The organism is Streptomyces sp. NPDC048507, from assembly GCF_043199995.1.
Classification (GTDB): domain Bacteria; phylum Actinomycetota; class Actinomycetes; order Streptomycetales; family Streptomycetaceae; genus Streptomyces.
On the sequence record NZ_JBICWZ010000013.1, the window covers coordinates 151,266 to 167,327 of the forward strand.

Here is a 16,062-nt window from a genome sequence, read left to right on the forward strand (position 1 = left end):
CGGGCCGGTCCGCGCCGCTCGCGTGCGACGCTGGAGGCAGACCTCCGCGGGAGCGGCCCCGCATCCCGCCCCGCACGTCCACCGGCCACGAACACCATGGGGGGACCCAGCCATGAATCCCGCCGAAGGCGACCAGCAGCGCATCCTCGTCGTCGACGACGAACCGGCCGTCCGTGAGGCCCTGCGCCGCAGCCTCGCCTTCGAGGGGTACGGCACCCGGACCGCCGTCGACGGCCTCGACGCCCTCGACCAGGCGGCCTCGTACGCCCCCGACCTGATCGTCCTGGACATCCAGATGCCCCGCATGGACGGCCTGACCGCGGCCCGCCGGCTGCGCGCCGCCGGCTCCACCACCCCGGTCCTGATGCTGACCGCCCGCGACACCGTCGGCGACCGCGTCACCGGCCTCGACGCGGGCGCGGACGACTACCTGGTCAAGCCCTTCGAGCTGGACGAGCTCTTCGCCCGGGTCCGCGCGCTGCTGCGCCGCAGCTCCTACGCCGCCCCCGCCGCCGGGGCCGACCCGGCCGGGGACGTACTGACCTTCGGCGACCTGCGCATGGACCTCACCACCCGCGAGGTCGTCCGGGCCGGGCGCCCGGTGGAGCTGACCCGGACCGAGTTCACCCTGCTGGAGATGTTCCTCGCGCACCCGCGCCAGGTCCTGACCCGCGAGCAGATCCTCAAGACCGTGTGGGGCTTCGACTTCGAGCCCAGCTCCAACTCGCTGGACGTGTACGTGATGTACCTGCGCCGCAAGACCGAGGCGGGCGGCGAGGCGCGCCTGGTCCACACCGTGCGCGGGGTCGGCTACGTCCTGCGCGCCGGCGAGGGCGGGCCCGAGTGAGCCCGTCCGCCAGATTCCGCGCGCTGCCGCTGCGGTCCCGGCTGGCGCTGCTGGTCGCGGTGGCGGTGGCGGTCGCGGTGGCGGCCGTCGCCGCCGTGTCCTGGGTGATGGTCCGCACCCAGCTGCGCGACCAGCTCGACCAGTCCCTGATGTCGACGAACGTCAGCGCGCAGGTGGCGCGGACCCTGCGGGAGGGCTGCGTCGTGCAGCCGCCGAAGCCCACCCAGCAGATCGCCGGGAACCTGAGCGCGACCGTGCAGATCGTGCTGTCCGACGGCACCCGCTGCTGGGTGAGCGGGCAGAGCGACCTGCCCGTGACCGCCGCCGACCGCGACGTCGCCTCGCAGGAGCAGGCCCGGCCCGTGCTCCACGACGTGACCACCTCCGACGGCACCGACATGCGCGTCTACACCCTCCAGGCCAATCCGGGCGGTCCCGCCTTCGGGGTCTCCATCGCCAAGCCCCTGGTCGACGTCGAGAAGCCGCTGTCCACCCTGGCCTGGGTCCTGGTGCTGGTCGGCGCCCTCGGCATCGTCGGCGCCGGAGCCGCCGGGCTGTGGGTGGCCCGGACCGGGCTGCGGCCCGTCGACGAGCTGACCGGGGCCGTCGAGCACATCGCCCGCACCGAGGACCTGACCGTACGGATCCCCGACGAGGGCGACGACGAGATCGCCCGGCTGTCGCGCTCCTTCAACTCCATGACGGCCGCGCTGGCCTCCTCCCAGGAACGCCAGGCCCAGCTGATCGCGGACGCCGGCCACGAGCTGCGGACCCCGCTGACCTCCCTGCGCACCAACATCGAGCTGCTCGCCCGCAGCGAGGAGACGGGCCGGGCCATTCCGCCCGACGACCGCCGCGAACTGCTCGCCTCCGTCAAGGCCCAGATGACGGAACTGGCCGCGCTGATCGGGGACCTCCAGGAGCTGTCCCGTCCCGACGCGGTCCCGCACGGCCCGCTCGGGGTGGTGGCCCTGCACGACATCGCCGGATCCGCCCTGTCCCGGGCCCGGCTGCGCGGTCCGGAGCTGGTGTTCACCGCCGCGCTGGAGCCCTGGTACGTACGGGGCGAGGCGGCGGCCCTGGAGCGGGCCGTGGTCAACGTGCTGGACAACGCCGTGAAGTTCAGCCCGCCCGGGGGCGCCGTCGAGGTCTCGCTGCGGGCCGGCGAGCTGACCGTGCGGGACCGCGGTCCGGGCATCCCGGCCGACGACCTCCCGTACGTCTTCGAGCGGTTCTGGCGCTCCCCGTCGGCCCGCGCCCTGCCCGGCAGCGGGCTGGGGCTGTCGATCGTGGCCCGTACGGTGCAGCGCGCGGGCGGCACCGCCGCGCTGCGGGCCGCGGCCGACGGCGGGCCGGGCACGGAGGCGGTCCTGCGCTTCCCCGGTGCTCCGACGCCGCCGCCCGCGCCCGCGACCGCGTCAGTTGTGCCGGATCAGTGAGGCGACCAGGCCGGAGCGGGTGTTCGGGAAGTCCAGGGGGACGATGCCGAGCCCGGTGCGGCCGGCCAGCTCCGAGCCGTCGACGAAGGAGTGGACCTGCGGGTTGAGCCGGTCGGAGTTCCAGCGCGGGGGCATGTAGGCCGCGGTGCTGACGTAGTTCACGAACAGCTTGCCGGGCTGCTGGACGGCCTTGCGGAACTGGTTCTCGATCCGGCCCCGCTTGGCGAAGGGCTCGGTGTTGTAGTCGTCCTGGACGTCGAAGACGTTGCCGTCGGCGTAGCGCAGGCCGGGCAGGCCGCCGTTGTCGGCGAGGAGGACCACCTTGCCGCGGGCCTGCCCCAGGGAGGCGGGCAGGGTGTCGGCGATGCGGAACAGCGGGCGCCAGCCCCGGTTGTCGAGGTAGTCGTCGAAGACGGCCCGGAAGGTGGCGTCGCTGTCCTCGGAGTACTCCTGCTTGACCCGCATGAGCACGGTCTCGGAGGGGTGCGCGGCGAGGAAGTTCCAGCAGGCGACCAGGACGTCCCCGAACATCAGGTCCTGGAAGAAGGCCGCGTGGTGGATGGCGAAGGACCCGCCCGTGACCCGGCAGCGGACGTCGAGGAAGCGGATGCCGGAGTCGAGCTGCGCCGCGATCGAGGTGTTCTGGCAGGCGACGTAGAGCCCGCCCTTGGTGGCGCCCGAGTCGTGGGTGCCGGGGATCGTCATCCGCTGGAGCGGGGTGGAGTCGGCGAGGCCCGCCATCCAGTCCTGCGTGCCGAGGGCTCTCGCGGAGGCGGGCGGCGCGGTCGCGAGGCCCATCAGCGCGGCCGCGCCCGCCGCCGTCGCCCCGGCCAGGAAAGTCCGTCGATCCAATGCCATGCCCATGCCAATTCGCCCCTTCGCCGATCCGGTGTCGGCACCGGATTATGGCGTGCGGGGGCGGCCGTGACTACCCGTCGGTAGCAGCGGGTTCCTCCAGCAGCTCCACCATCCTGCGCAGCCCGCGGACCAGTTCCTCCCCGGTCGGGGCCTGCCCGGGATCGGTCAGGGCCTGCACCATCACCCCGCTGAGCAGGGCGAGGTGGACGGACCCCAGGGCGCGCACGTCCTCCTGCGCGACCTCCTCCTCGGACACCCCGGCGAGCTGCGCGGCGACCATGCGCCGGGAGCCGCGCTGCCCCTGCGCCAGCACCGCGAGCAGCTCGGGCGAGGTCTGGGCGTGCACGAAGGCCTCGATGTTCGCGATCCAGAGCCAGCGCATGTCGAGGAAGTCCCGGCTCTTGCGGTCCCAGGTGTCGGCGTAGCGCTCCTCGCGGGTCCCGCCCGTCCCGGCGAGCCGGCCGGAGCCGGCGGCCCATTCGTCCATGGCCTCGAACAGTGCCTGATTGAGCAGCACCTCGCGCGATCCGAAGTGGTAGCCGATCGCCGCCATGCTCACCTTCGCCGCCGAGGCGATGTCGCGCACGGTCGTGCGCGCATAGCCCTTCTCCTGCAGGCAGCGGCGCGCTCCGGCGAGCAGGTCCTCGCGATTTCCCATGCCGGGATCGTATCCGCGTCCACCTTTTTGGGCGCACGCGCAATACATATGTATTGCGCGCTTGCCCAAATCCTGGCAGGCTTCAGCACGTCACCGCAGGACACGCACGGACACACACGGACACACACGGGGAGAGCGGAACCATGCGCCACACGCTGACGATCGACGACCGCACGCTGTCGTACCTGGACTTCGGCGGTCCGGGCCGCCCGCTGCTCGCCCTGCACGGGGGCATGTCCGAGGGCCTCGCCTTCGCCGGCCTCGCCGCGGCGCTGGGCGACGCGTGGCGGGTCATCGCCCCCGACCAGCGCGGCCACGGCGACTCCGGCCGGGCCGGCGACTACCGCCGCGCCGGGTACGTCGAGGACGCCGTCGCGCTGCTCGACCACCTCGGGCTCGACGCCCCCGTCGCCCTCCTCGGCTACTCCCTCGGCGGACTCAACGCCGTCCACCTCGCCGCCGCCCACCCCGGCCGGATCTCGGCGCTCGTCAACATCGACGCCGCCGTGGAGGTCGACCCCGCGGACGGGGCGTGGACGGAGTTCCTCCGCAGCATGCGCTACAGCGCGCCCACCCGGGAGGAACTCCTCGCCGCGGCGGGGCCGGTGGGCGCCGCGTTCGTGGAGCAGGCGCTGCGCCCGCTGCCCGACGGGGGCTGGCGGCTGCCCTTCCACCCCCGGGACATGCTCGACTCCGTCGAGGCCTGCCGCGGCGACCACTGGGACGCCTGGCTCGCCGGCACCTGCCCCGCGCTGCTGGTCCACGGCACGCGCAGCACCTCGCTCCGGCAGGAGCAGGCCGACGCGATGACCACCCGGCGGCCCGGGACCACGTACGCGCCCCTGGACGGGGACCACTTCCTGCCCTTCACCGACCCGGACGGGGTCCACACGGCGGTGGGGAAGTTCCTCGCGTCGCTGTAGCCGGGAACGCCGCGGGGGCGGCGGGCCGTCGGCCCACCGCCCCCGCGGGTGATGTGTTGCGCTTCCGCCGTTACTTGACGACCTTGATCCGGTCCGCCGCCGGCGGAGCGATCGGGCTGTCCGCCGAGGACTTCGCCAGCAGGGCGTTGAAGGCCTCCAGGTCGGGGACGCCGACCAGCTTGTTCTTGTGGTCCTTCAGGACGGTGAAGCCGTCACCGCCGCCCGCGAGGAACTCGTTCATCGCGACCCGGTAGGTCTTCGCGGGGTCGATCGCCGCACCGTTCAGCCGCACCGAGTCCACGACGATCCGGTCCGCGCCCGAGCGGGTCATGTCCAGGGTGTAGGTGAAGCCCTTCGAGACCTGGAGGATCTTCGGGTTCGGGCCGTTGACCGTACCGCTGACCTGCTGCTGGAGCGCGGTGACCAGCTGCGCGCCGGTCAGGTCCACGACGTTCATCAGGTTGTTGAACGGCTGGACCGTGTAGGACTCGCCGTACGTCACGACGCCGTCGCCCTCGGCGCCCGCGGCCTTGTACGCCAGGTCGGCACGGATGCCGCCCGGGTTCATGATCGCCAGCTGCGCGCCGCCCCGGTCGGCCGGAGCCGTCGCGTCCAGCTGCGCGTCGGCGATCAGGTCGCCGAGCGGCTTCTCCGGCGCCTCGGAGCCGCGGCCCGCGATGTCGGCGGAGATGAAGCCCATGGGACGGCTCGCGACCGGAGCGGCCAGGGCGTTCCAGCGGGTGATCAGCTCGGTCATGTCCGGGGCCTTGGGCAGGTCGCGGGAGACGAGCTTGTTGACCGGCTTGGGCGCGCTGACCGGCGTACGGACGATGTCCTTGGTCTGCCGGTCGTAGGTCAGCGTGGTGTCCGTGAACAGCCGGCCGTACGAGGCGGCCGAGGTGACCGTGCGCGGATTGCCCGCCGGGTCGGGGATGTTGCAGGAGTACGCCTGGTGCGTGTGGCCCGTCACCAGCGCGTCGACCTTCGGGTCGACGTTCTTGGCGATGTCGACGATCGCGCCCGAGATCCCGGCGCCGGAGCCCGCGTTGCAGTCGTAGTTGTACGCGCCGTCCGCGGGCAGACCGCCCTCGTGGATCAGCGCGACGATCGACTTCACGCCCTGCTTGTTCAGCTCGTCGGCGTACTTGTTGATCGTCTCGACCTCGTCGCCGAACTTGAGGCCCTTGACCCCGTCGGCGGTCACGACGTCCGGCGTGCCCTCCAGGGTGACGCCGATGAAGCCGATCTTCACGTCCCCCTTCTTCCAGATGAAGGTGGGGGACATCAGCGGACGCTTGGTCTTCTCGTCCGTGACGTTCGCCGCCAGGTACTGGAACTCGGCGCCGGTGTACTCCTTGCCGTACTCGGAGCAGCCGTCGACCGGGTGGCAGCCGCCGTACGCCATGCGGCGCAGCTCGGTCTTGCCCTCGTCGAACTCGTGGTTGCCGACGCTGGAGACGTCGAGCTTCAGCTTGTTGAGCGCCTCGACGGTCGGCTCGTCGTGGAAGAGGCCGGACAGCATCGGGCTGCCGCCGATCATGTCACCGGCCGCGGCGGTGACGGAGTACTCGTGGCCCTTGCGGGCGTCGCGCAGCGCGGTCGCGAGGTATTCGACCCCGCCCGCGGGTATCGACTTGGTGGTGCCGTCAGCCTGACGTTCGATCACCGTGCCGGAGGAGCCCTGCGGGGCCTCCAGCGTGCCGTGGAAATCGTTGAACGACAGCATCTGTACGTCGACGGTGCGGCTCGGGGCCGCACCGCCGCCACTCGCGGCACCGGCCGGCAGAGCGGCGGCGACCAGTGCTCCGGCCCCGGCGGTGAGGGCGAGGGCGGAGAGGGTCAACCGGCGGGCCGTGCGGTGCCGTTGTGGCTTCGCTGACATTTGTTCCCCTTTGTGGACAGCGAGACAACTTGGGAGGTCCGCCGCAGCCTATGGTCAACGCGCGTAGCACGACAGGGGGTATCGGGTTGCGAGCTGGTTACGCGCGGGGGCCCGCGACCGGCCGGGGAGCCGTCGCCGGCCGGTCGCGGACGCGTCGAGGATGCGTCCCGGACGCGTCCAGGAGCGGCCGGGAGCCGCCGGGAAAGCACGGCAAACCACGGGAACGCGCCGGGAACCTCCGCCCACCCGCACCGCGGGACGCCCCGTCCCCCGGCCGCGGTCGTAGGCTCGGGGCATGACTGACGCAGCAGCGGCCCAGGAGCCGGGACGGCAGATTGAGATCCTCGACGAGCTGACGGAGGAACAGGCCGTATCCGTACTGGCCCTCATCCACGAAGCGGCCCGCACCGACGGCACCACCGCCGTCTCCGAACAGGGCCGCCTCCAGCTGCGCGGCGGCCCGCGCGAGGGGATCCGCCACTTCCTCCTCACCGCCGACGGACGGCTCACCGGATACGGGCAACTGGAGGACACCGACCCGGTTGAGGCCCCCGCCGCCGAGCTCGTCGTGCACCCCGCGCTGCGCGGCCGCGGCCACGGCCGGGCGCTCGGTTCCGCCCTGCTGAACGCCTCCGGCAAGCGGATCCGGGTGTGGGCGCACGGCGGCAAGTCCGCCGCGCGGCACCTCGCCCAGGTGCTCGGCCTGACCCTCTTCCGCGAACTGCGCCAGCTGCGGCGGCCCCTGGGCGAGGACGCCGCCCCGCTGCCGGAGCCGCCCCTGCCGCCCGGCGTCACCGTGCGCCCCTTCGTCCCCGGCGAGGACGACACCGCCTGGCTCGCCGCGAACGCCGCCGCCTTCGCCCACCACCCCGAGCAGGGCTCGCTGACGCAGCGGGACCTGGACGACCGGATCGCGCAGCCGTGGTTCGACGCGAAGGGGTTCTTCCTGGCGGAGCGCGACGGCGAGCTGGTCGGCTTCCACTGGACGAAGGTCCACGCGGAGGAGCGGCTCGGCGAGGTCTACGTGGTCGGCGTCCGCCCGGGCGCCCAGGGCGGCGGCCTCGGCAAGGCGCTCACCGCCATCGGCCTGCACCACCTGGCCGCCGCGGGCCTGCCGACGGCGATGCTCTACGTGGACGCCGACAACCCGGCGGCCCTGGCGGTCTACGAGGGCCTCGGCTTCACCACCCACGAGGTGGACCTGATGTACCGCACGGAGAGCTGAGGACGCGGGCGCGAGATCGTCACGGCGGTACCGGGACGACCGGTACCACCGTGACGATCTCGGGACATTCCCGGCGCCACCGGCGGGGAACAGGTCGTAGCGACCGTGGTTCCGGCGCAGCACGCCCCCGGGGCCGTCGAGCAAGCCAAGGAGCTCCCATGCGCACCCCCCGCACGACCGCCGTCGCCCTCGCCGCCGTCCTGCTGGCCGCCGCCGCGGCCCCCGCGGTCGCCCAGGCCGCCCCGGCCGCACCGGCGGCGCGGGGCGGCGGCGCCCCCTCCGCCTGCCGTCCGGCCAACCACAAGGCCGAGATCACCGCGGCGCCCGCCAGCGCGGGCCACCACCACTACCGCGTCACCCTGACCGCGCCGCGCGGGTACGACTCCTGCCGCCTGGCCGGCTCCCCGGCCGACGTCCGGTTCTCCCGCCACGGCGCGCCGTCCCCCGTCACCGCCGGCCACTACGGCGACCAGCACACCGCGGTCACCTTCGGCCCCGGCCACCCGGTGCACTTCGACGTGCAGGTTCCCGACGACGCCCGCCAGGTCCCCGCGGACGAAGTCTCCTTCACGCTCCGCGCCCCGGACGGAGCGATCCCCGGCACGTCCTTCGCCGAGGGCATGATGGAGGTCGCCCCCGGCACCCTCGTCGGCCCGGTCCTCCCGGGCGCCTGACCGCCCCGGGCCCGCCCCGGCCCGGCCGGGACACCAGACCCCCGGACGGGCCCCGCGCGCCGGAGCACACCCCCGGGCGCGCCCCGGGAGCCGCCGTCGCCCGGCCGGGGGAACCGTGCGCCAGCCTGACCCTGGAAGCCATACGCCATTAACCGGGCATTCAGACACGCTTGCCAGTCTCCGGACATGCAGCCCCGACTCCGACTGACGGCCGACACTTCCGACGCGCCTGTCTTGCCCCGTGCGCGGAAGAATGGAGTCATGAGCCACCAGCCGAGCGCGAGCCCCGCGGGCCCCACCGAGGTACCCGCCCAGCACCCGTCCCCCGCAGCCCCCGCCTCCGCCCTGACCCGCCCCACGGGCCAGACCCCGGCCCAGGTCAAAGCGGAGGCCCAGGCCCAGACGGCCCGCACCAGGGCCCGCATCGGCTCCATAGCCGCCCACCGGCCCCACGTCGACCTCGACCCCGACCTGGACGCCGATCTGGACGCCTACGAGGACAAGGACGAGAGCGGCGAGCTGCCCGCGAACCGCTTCCTCGACCGGGAGCGCAGCTGGCTGGCCTTCAACGAGCGCGTGCTGGAGCTTGCCGAGGACCCGAACACCCCGCTGCTGGAGCGCGCCAACTTCCTCGCGATCTTCGCGAGCAACCTCGACGAGTTCTTCATGGTCCGCGTCGCCGGCCTCAAGCGCCGCATCGCCACCGGTGTCGCCACCCGTTCGGCCTCCGGCCTCCAGCCCCGTGAGGTGCTGGACCTGATCTGGACCCGCTCGCGCGAACTCATGGCCCGGCACGCCGCCTGCTACCAGCAGGACATAGCCCCGCAGCTCGCCGAGGAGGGCATCCACCTCATCCGGTGGCCCGACCTCACCGAGAAGGAGCAGGCCCGCCTCTTCACCCTGTTCCGCAACCAGATCTTCCCGGTGCTCACCCCGCTGGCCGTGGACCCCGCGCACCCCTTCCCGTACATCTCGGGGCTGTCGCTGAACCTCGCCGTCGTCGTGCGCAACCCGGTCAGCGGCCACCGGCACTTCGCCCGCGTCAAGGTGCCGCCGCTGCTCTCCCGCTTCCTGGAGGCCTCCCCGCAGCGCTACGTCCCGCTGGAGGACGTCATCGCCGCGCACCTGGAGGAGCTCTTCCCCGGCATGGAGGTGCTCGCGCACCACATGTTCCGCGTGACCCGCAACGAGGACCTGGAGGTCGAGGAGGACGACGCCGAGAACCTCCTCCAGGCCCTGGAGAAGGAGCTCATGCGGCGCCGCTTCGGCCCGCCCGTGCGCCTGGAGGTCGAGGAGTCCATCGACCCCGGCGTCCTGGACCTCCTCGTCCAGGAGCTGAAGGTCTCCGCCGCCGAGGTCTACCCGCTGCCCGGCCCGCTCGACCTGACGGCCCTCTTCGGGATCTCCTCCCTGGACCGGCCCGAGCTGAAGTACCCCAAGTTCGTCGCCGGCACCCACCGCGACCTCGCCGAGGTCGAGTCCGCCTCCGCGCCCGACATCTTCGCCGCGCTGCGCGAACGCGACGTCCTGCTCCACCACCCGTACGACTCCTTCTCCACCTCCGTACAGGCCTTCCTGGAACAGGCCGCCGCCGACCCGGACGTCCTCGCGATCAAGCAGACGCTCTACCGCACCTCGGGCGACTCCCCGATCGTCGACGCCCTGATAGACGCCGCGGAATCCGGCAAGCAGGTCCTCGTCCTCGTCGAGATCAAGGCCCGGTTCGACGAACAGGCCAACATCAAGTGGGCGCGCAAGCTGGAGGAGTCCGGCTGCCACGTCGTCTACGGACTGGTCGGGCTGAAGACCCACTGCAAGCTCTCGCTGGTCGTCCGCCAGGAGGGCGACACGCTGCGCCGCTACTCCCACGTCGGCACCGGCAACTACCACCCCAAGACCGCCCGCCTGTACGAGGACCTCGGCCTGCTCACCGCCGACCCGCAGGTCGGCGCGGACCTCTCCGACCTCTTCAACCGGCTGTCCGGCTACTCCCGGCGCGAGACCTACCGCCGTCTGCTGACCGCACCGAAGTCCCTGCGCGACGGACTGATCTCTCGCATCGACAAGGAGGCCGAGCACCACCGGCTGGGCCGCCCGGCCTACGTCCGGCTCAAGATGAACTCGATCGTCGACGAGGCCCTCATCGACTCCCTCTACCGGGCCGCCCGGGCAGGCGTACCGGTCGACATCTGGGTCCGCGGCATCTGCGCCGTGCGGCCCGGCGTGCCGGGGCTGTCGGAGAACATCAGGGTCCGCTCGATCCTCGGCCGCTTCCTGGAGCACTCCCGGGTCTTCGCCTTCGGCAACGGCGGCGAACCCGAGGTGTGGATCGGCAGCGCCGACATGATGCACCGCAACCTCGACCGCCGCATCGAGGCACTGGTCAGGGTCGCCGACCCCGCCCACCGCGCGGCCCTGGACCGGATGCTGGAGACCGGCATGTCCGACGACACCTCCTCCTGGCACCTGGGACCGGACGGCGAATGGACCCGGCACAGCACCGACGCCGAGGGCCAGCCGCTGCGGCACGTACAGGAGATGCTCATAGACGCCCGGAGGCGCCGGCGTGGCTCAGCCAAACCATGACCCGACCGCAGGTGACGTGCTCGGCGTCTACCTGCGTTCCCAGGCCACCGCGTTCCTGCGGGGACTGCGCGTGCACGAGGAGAGCGGGTCCGACGCGGCGGAAAGCAGCGAAGCGGCGCGCGGCCTGCGGGGGGCCGCGCGGCGCATCGCCGGCTCGCTGAGCACCTTCCGGGTGGTGACGGAGTCCGCCTGGGCGGACTCCCTGCGCACCGAGCTCGTCTGGCTGTCCTCGACGCTGGCCGACGAGCACGCGTACGCCGCCCGGCTGTCCCGCCTCATGGAGGCCCTGCAGCGGCTGTCGGCCGCCCCCGAGGTCCCGGCACCCCGGGGCACGGCCGGGGCGCTCACGGTGGGCTCCGCGCGGGCGGGGGCCCTGCTGGAGCGGCAGCTCACGCTGGCCCGCACCCGGGCCCACTCGGCGACCCTCCAGGCCCTCGGCTCGTCCCGCTTCCACGCGGTGGCGGACGCCGTCGCGGTCCTGGCCTCGGAGGTCCCGCTGGACGCCGTCGCGGCGCGGGGGAAGGTCGGGGAGGTCCTCGTCCCGCTGGCGGCGGTCGCCGGCGGGCGCCTGGACGAGGCCCTGCACGCGCTGCCCGACGCCCGCGACAGCACCCCGTACTCGGCGCACGAGGACGGCGCCTGGCACGAGGTGCGCCGGCTCCTGCGGGTGCACCGGTACGCGCGGGAGGCGCTGGGCGAGGACGTGGGCCGGCTCGCCGCGGCCGGCGAGGCCCTCGACCGGCACCGGGACGCCTCCGAAGCCGCCACCGCCTCGGCGACGGCGGCCCGCACCCCCCGCATCGCCCCGGCCACCGCCTACGCCCTCGGCGTCCTGCACGCCGACCAACGTCACGCCGCCCTGGCCGCCCGCCTCTCCTTCCACCACCTCTGGCACCCCCTGCCGGCCGCGCTCTGACCTCTCTGACGCCCCGCTCGCACACCTCGGCCCCGGCGGGCCACGCTCCTGAACGCGCCGCTCGCACACCTCGGCCCCGGGGGGCCACGCTCCTGAACGCCCCGCTCGCACACCTCGGCCCCGGCGGGCCTCATCGGCTTCGCGCCGCTGCGCCGGACTCCGTCCGCCGGCCCGCCGGGCGGGGGCGGTCCCCCGTCCCCCGCGTGCGGGCACCTACACCGCCGCGCGGGGCGGGGCCGTACCCGCCCGGGCACACGTGCGCCGCTGCGCGGGGCGGGGTCCCCTACCCGCCCTTCCACCGTTCCCCGGGCTCCGCCCGGACCCGTCACCACACGGCGCTCCGCGCCCGCGCCTCAAACGCCGGCGGGGCCGAGCCCCGGGGGGGGGCGAAAACCGGCCACCCCAGCGACGGCCAGGAGAAGGTCACGGGCGGATAACGGGCGGATAACGCCCGATTACGTCCGGGTACAAACCACCCCATCCACACCGGGCCGTCCGCCACGGTTCACCCCCCGTTCACCAAGCGCGGTCGACGGCTTCACCTGTTCTGCCTAATTTCAGTACTGCAAGGTGCGAGCCGCTTCGGAAACGAAGGCGGCGGCCCCGCGCAACCCCGTAGTCCTCTTCGCACGCCGCCCCGAAACCAGAAAGCGGCCGGCGGCTCCTCGGAAGGAACACCCGAAAGTGAAGCTTCAGCGCAAGAACCGGCTTCGTGCCTCCGCCCTCGGGGCCCTCGTCGTGTCCGGCGCCCTGGTCCTCACGGCGTGCGGCTCGGACGACAACACCAACACCGACGCCGGTGGCAGCAGCCCGAAGGCCTCCGCCCCCGCCCCGGGCGACATCAAGTGCGACGGCGCCAAGGGCAAGCTCCTCGCTTCCGGCTCCTCCGCGCAGAAGAACGCGGTCGACCTGTGGGTGAAGAACTACATGGCCGCCTGCTCCGGCGTCGAGGTGAACTACAAGTCCTCCTCCTCCGGTGAGGGCATCGTCGCCTTCAACCAGGGCACCGTCGGCTTCGCCGGTTCGGACTCCGCGCTCAAGCCCGAGCAGGTCGAGGACTCGAAGAAGGTCTGCACCGGCGGCCAGGGCATCAACCTGCCGATGGTCGGCGGCCCGATCGCCCTCGGCTTCAACGTCGCCGGCGTCGACAAGCTGAACCTCGACGCCGCCACGATCGCCAACATCTTCAACGACAAGATCAAGAAGTGGGACGACGAGGCGATCAAGAAGCTGAACCCCGGCGTCACGCTCCCCTCCACCGCCATCCAGGCCTTCCACCGCTCCGAGGACTCGGGCACCACCGAGAACCTGGGCAAGTACCTCAAGGCCGCCGCCCCCGACGCCTGGACCTACGAGGCCGCGAAGAAGTGGCCGGCCCCCGGTGGCCAGGCCGCCTCCGGCTCCGCCGGTGTCGCCTCCCAGGTCAAGGCCGTCGACGGCGCGATCGGCTACTTCGAGCTCTCCTACGCCAGCTCGCAGAGCATCAAGACGGTCGACGTCAACACCGGCGCCGGCACCCCGGTCAAGGCCAGCGCCGAGAACGCCTCGAAGGCCATCGCCGCCGCCAAGATCGCCGGCACCGGCTCCGACCTGGCCCTGAAGCTCGACTACACCACCAAGGCCGAGGGCGCGTACCCGATCGTCCTGGTCACGTACGAGGTCGTCTGCGACAAGGGCAACAAGGCCGAGACCCTGGGCACCGTGAAGTCCTTCCTGGACTACACCGCCTCGGACTCGGGCCAGAAGGTCCTCTCCGACAACGGCTACGCCCCGATCCCGGCCGAGATCAACGCCAAGGTCCGCGAAGTCGTCAAGTCGCTGTCCTAGTAGTCACCCGAGGTCCGGTCCGCCCCCCGTCCGGGGCGGACCGGACCCGGGAACCTCCCCCTCCACCCGGGGGGATCCGGTGCACCGCCGCCAGGGGGCCTGCCCCCCACACAGACCGGAAAGACCATGGCTTCCACCACACCCACCCAGATAGACCAGGCTCCGCCTGTCTCCAAGAGCACGAGGTCCACCGGCCGCGCCGGTGACAAGGTCTTCGCCGGGCTCTCCAAGGGCTCCGGCATCCTGCTCCTGGTGATCATGGCGTCGATCGCCGTCTTCCTCACCTACCGCGCCAGCATCGCCCTGTCGAAGAACGAGGGGAACTTCCTCACCACCTTCGACTGGAACGCGTCCGCCAGGCCCCCCGTCTTCGGCATCGCCGTCCTGCTCTTCGGCACCGTCGTCAGCTCGATCATCGCGATGGTCATCGCGGTTCCGATCGCCGTCGGCATCGCCCTGTTCATCTCGCACTACGCGCCGCGCAAGCTGGCCGCCCCCCTCGCCTACGTGGTCGACCTGCTCGCCGCCGTGCCGTCGATCGTCTACGGCATCTGGGGCGCCCTCTTCCTCGTGCCACAGCTGAACGGGCTGAACCTCTGGCTCGACGAGTTCCTCGGCTGGACCTACGTCTTCGAGAAGACCCAGGTCGGCGTCGCCCGCTCGCTCTTCACCGTCGGCATCCTGCTCGCGATCATGATCCTGCCGATCGTGACCAGCGTCAGCCGCGAGGTCTTCCTCCAGGTCCCGCGCATGAACGAGGAAGCCGCCCTGGCCCTCGGCGCGACCCGCTGGGAGGTCATCCGCATGTCGGTGCTGCCCTTCGGCCGCTCCGGCGTCATCTCCGCCTCCATGCTCGGCCTCGGCCGCGCCCTCGGCGAGACCATGGCCGTGGCCACCGTCCTCTCCCCGAGCTTCCTCATCTCGCTGCACGTCCTGAACCCGGGCGGCGGCACCTTCGCGCAGAACATCGCCGCGAAGTTCGACGAGGCCAACGAGTTCGGCCGCGACGCCCTGATCGCCTCCGGCCTGGTCCTCTTCCTGCTCACCCTGCTGGTCAACGGCGCCGCGCGCCTGATCATCGCCCGTCGCAAGGACTTCTCGGGGGCGAACGCCTGATGAGCCACGCACTCCAGGACCAGCGCCCCGTCGGGGCCCGCAAGTCCGCAGCCCCCACCAGCCTCACCCGGGGCGGTCTGCCCCGCTGGGCCCCCGCCGGCATCGGCGTCCTGTCGATCGCCCTCGGTACCGGCATCGGTGCCGTCGCCGGCCTCGACAGCAAGATCCAGTGGGGCCTGCTCGCCGCGCTGCTCTTCGTCGTCATCACGTACACCGCCAGCGCGGTCATCGAGAACCGCCGCCAGGCCAAGGACCGCGTCGCCACCTCCGTCGTGTGGGTCTGCTTCGTCCTCGCCGTCATCCCGCTGCTCTCGCTGCTGTGGACCACGGTCAGCCGCGGCCTGAAGGTCCTCGACGGGGCCTTCCTCAGTCACTCGATGAACGGCGTGACCAGCTTCGACCAGGGCGGCGGCGTCTACCACGCCCTGCTCGGCACGATCGAGCAGGTCGCCCTGGCCACCCTGATCGCGGCCCCCATCGGCCTGCTGACCGCCGTCTACCTGGTCGAGTACGGCAAGGGCTCGCTCGCCAGGTCCGTCACCTTCTTCGTCGACGTGATGACGGGCATCCCCTCCATCGTCGCGGGCCTGTTCATCCTCACGACGTGGAACCTGATGCTGGGCTTCGGCCCCTCCGGGTTCGCCGGCTCGATGGCCCTGTCGATCCTGATGATGCCGGTCGTGGTCCGCTCCACCGAGGAGATGCTCAAGCTCGTCCCGAACGAGCTGCGCGAGGCCGCCCTGGCCCTCGGTGTGCCGAAGTGGCGCGTGATCCTCAAGGTCGTCCTGCCCACGGCCATCGGCGGCATCTCGACCGGCGTCATGCTGGCCGTGGCACGCATCGCCGGTGAGACCGCGCCGATCATGCTGCTGGTCTTCGGTTCCCAGCTGATCAACGGCAACCCCTTCGAAGGTGCTCAGTCCTCCCTCCCGCTGTACATCTGGGAGCAGTACAAGGTCGGCAGTGACGCCTCCTACGACCGTGCCTGGGCCGCAGCGCTCGTACTGATCGCCTTCGTCATGATCCTCAATCTGGTGGCCCGCGGCATCGCCCGCTGGAAGGCCCCGAAGACCGGTCGCTGACGCGACCACATGAAAGCGAAGTGACCCCT

At 72.3% G+C, this 16,062-nt stretch carries 13 protein-coding genes; 10 read left to right on the plus strand and 3 right to left on the minus strand.

Annotated features, from left to right (window positions below; all coding sequences use genetic code 11):
• Positions 1-112: 112 nt before the first annotated feature.
• Entirely contained in the window at positions 113-847 is a 735-nt protein-coding gene (locus tag ACGFXC_RS29395) for a response regulator transcription factor (RefSeq protein ID WP_393717770.1), read from the plus strand.
• Positions 844-2,286 carry a sensor histidine kinase gene (locus ACGFXC_RS29400; RefSeq protein WP_393717771.1) on the plus strand — a complete coding sequence of 481 codons (1,443 nt, stop codon included), beginning with the start codon at positions 844-846 and terminating at the stop codon, positions 2,284-2,286. Before ACGFXC_RS29395 ends, ACGFXC_RS29400 begins: the two co-directional genes overlap by 4 nt.
• Here ACGFXC_RS29400 and ACGFXC_RS29405 read toward each other — a convergent pair.
• Together ACGFXC_RS29405 and ACGFXC_RS29410 are read right to left on the minus strand one after the other, a co-directional pair.
• Positions 2,266-3,150: a phosphatidylinositol-specific phospholipase C gene (locus tag ACGFXC_RS29405; RefSeq protein WP_393717773.1), complete on the minus strand. Its 885-nt coding sequence runs from the start codon at positions 3,148-3,150 to the stop codon at positions 2,266-2,268. The genes ACGFXC_RS29400 and ACGFXC_RS29405 overlap by 21 nt on opposite strands.
• A 64-nt stretch (positions 3,151-3,214) precedes the next feature.
• Positions 3,215-3,802, minus strand: a complete 588-nt coding sequence (locus ACGFXC_RS29410) for a TetR/AcrR family transcriptional regulator (RefSeq protein ID WP_393717775.1) — start codon at positions 3,800-3,802, stop codon at positions 3,215-3,217.
• A gap of 143 nt (positions 3,803-3,945) precedes the next feature.
• Here ACGFXC_RS29410 and ACGFXC_RS29415 point away from each other — a divergent pair, with 143 nt between their 5' ends.
• Positions 3,946-4,725: an alpha/beta fold hydrolase gene (locus ACGFXC_RS29415; RefSeq protein ID WP_393717777.1), complete on the plus strand. Its 780-nt coding sequence runs from the start codon at positions 3,946-3,948 to the stop codon at positions 4,723-4,725.
• A gap of 70 nt (positions 4,726-4,795) precedes the next feature.
• On the opposite strand, the gene ACGFXC_RS29420 is transcribed toward ACGFXC_RS29415, so the two are convergent.
• On the minus strand, positions 4,796-6,607 hold the full coding sequence (locus ACGFXC_RS29420; protein WP_393717779.1) for a bifunctional metallophosphatase/5'-nucleotidase: 1,812 nt from the start codon (positions 6,605-6,607) through the stop codon (positions 4,796-4,798).
• A 295-nt stretch (positions 6,608-6,902) separates the two neighbouring features.
• Between ACGFXC_RS29420 and mshD the strand changes: the two genes are divergently transcribed.
• The 7 genes from mshD (at position 6,903) to pstA (ending at position 16,033) form a co-directional block, all read left to right on the plus strand.
• On the plus strand, positions 6,903-7,832 hold the full coding sequence (gene mshD, locus ACGFXC_RS29425) for a mycothiol synthase (protein WP_393717781.1): 930 nt from the start codon (positions 6,903-6,905) through the stop codon (positions 7,830-7,832).
• A gap of 158 nt (positions 7,833-7,990) precedes the next feature.
• A complete protein-coding gene (locus ACGFXC_RS29430) occupies positions 7,991-8,506 on the plus strand; it encodes a DUF4232 domain-containing protein (protein ID WP_393717783.1) in 516 nt (171 codons plus the stop codon).
• Positions 8,507-8,767: 261 nt separating this feature from the next.
• Positions 8,768-11,092 carry an RNA degradosome polyphosphate kinase gene (locus ACGFXC_RS29435; protein WP_393717785.1) on the plus strand — a complete coding sequence of 775 codons (2,325 nt, stop codon included), beginning with the start codon at positions 8,768-8,770 and terminating at the stop codon, positions 11,090-11,092.
• Positions 11,073-12,008 (plus strand): CHAD domain-containing protein, encoded by a 936-nt coding sequence (locus ACGFXC_RS29440; RefSeq protein ID WP_393717787.1) that lies wholly within the window; start codon positions 11,073-11,075, stop codon positions 12,006-12,008. The genes ACGFXC_RS29435 and ACGFXC_RS29440 overlap by 20 nt, the downstream gene beginning before the upstream one ends.
• Before the next feature lie 684 nt (positions 12,009-12,692).
• A complete protein-coding gene (gene pstS / locus ACGFXC_RS29445; protein ID WP_393717789.1) occupies positions 12,693-13,835 on the plus strand; it encodes a phosphate ABC transporter substrate-binding protein PstS in 1,143 nt (380 codons plus the stop codon).
• A 126-nt stretch (positions 13,836-13,961) separates the two neighbouring features.
• A complete protein-coding gene (pstC, locus tag ACGFXC_RS29450) occupies positions 13,962-14,951 on the plus strand; it encodes a phosphate ABC transporter permease subunit PstC (protein WP_393717791.1) in 990 nt (329 codons plus the stop codon).
• A complete protein-coding gene (gene pstA, locus ACGFXC_RS29455) occupies positions 14,951-16,033 on the plus strand; it encodes a phosphate ABC transporter permease PstA (RefSeq protein WP_393717792.1) in 1,083 nt (360 codons plus the stop codon). Before pstC ends, pstA begins: the two co-directional genes overlap by 1 nt.
• Positions 16,034-16,062 lie beyond the last annotated feature (29 nt).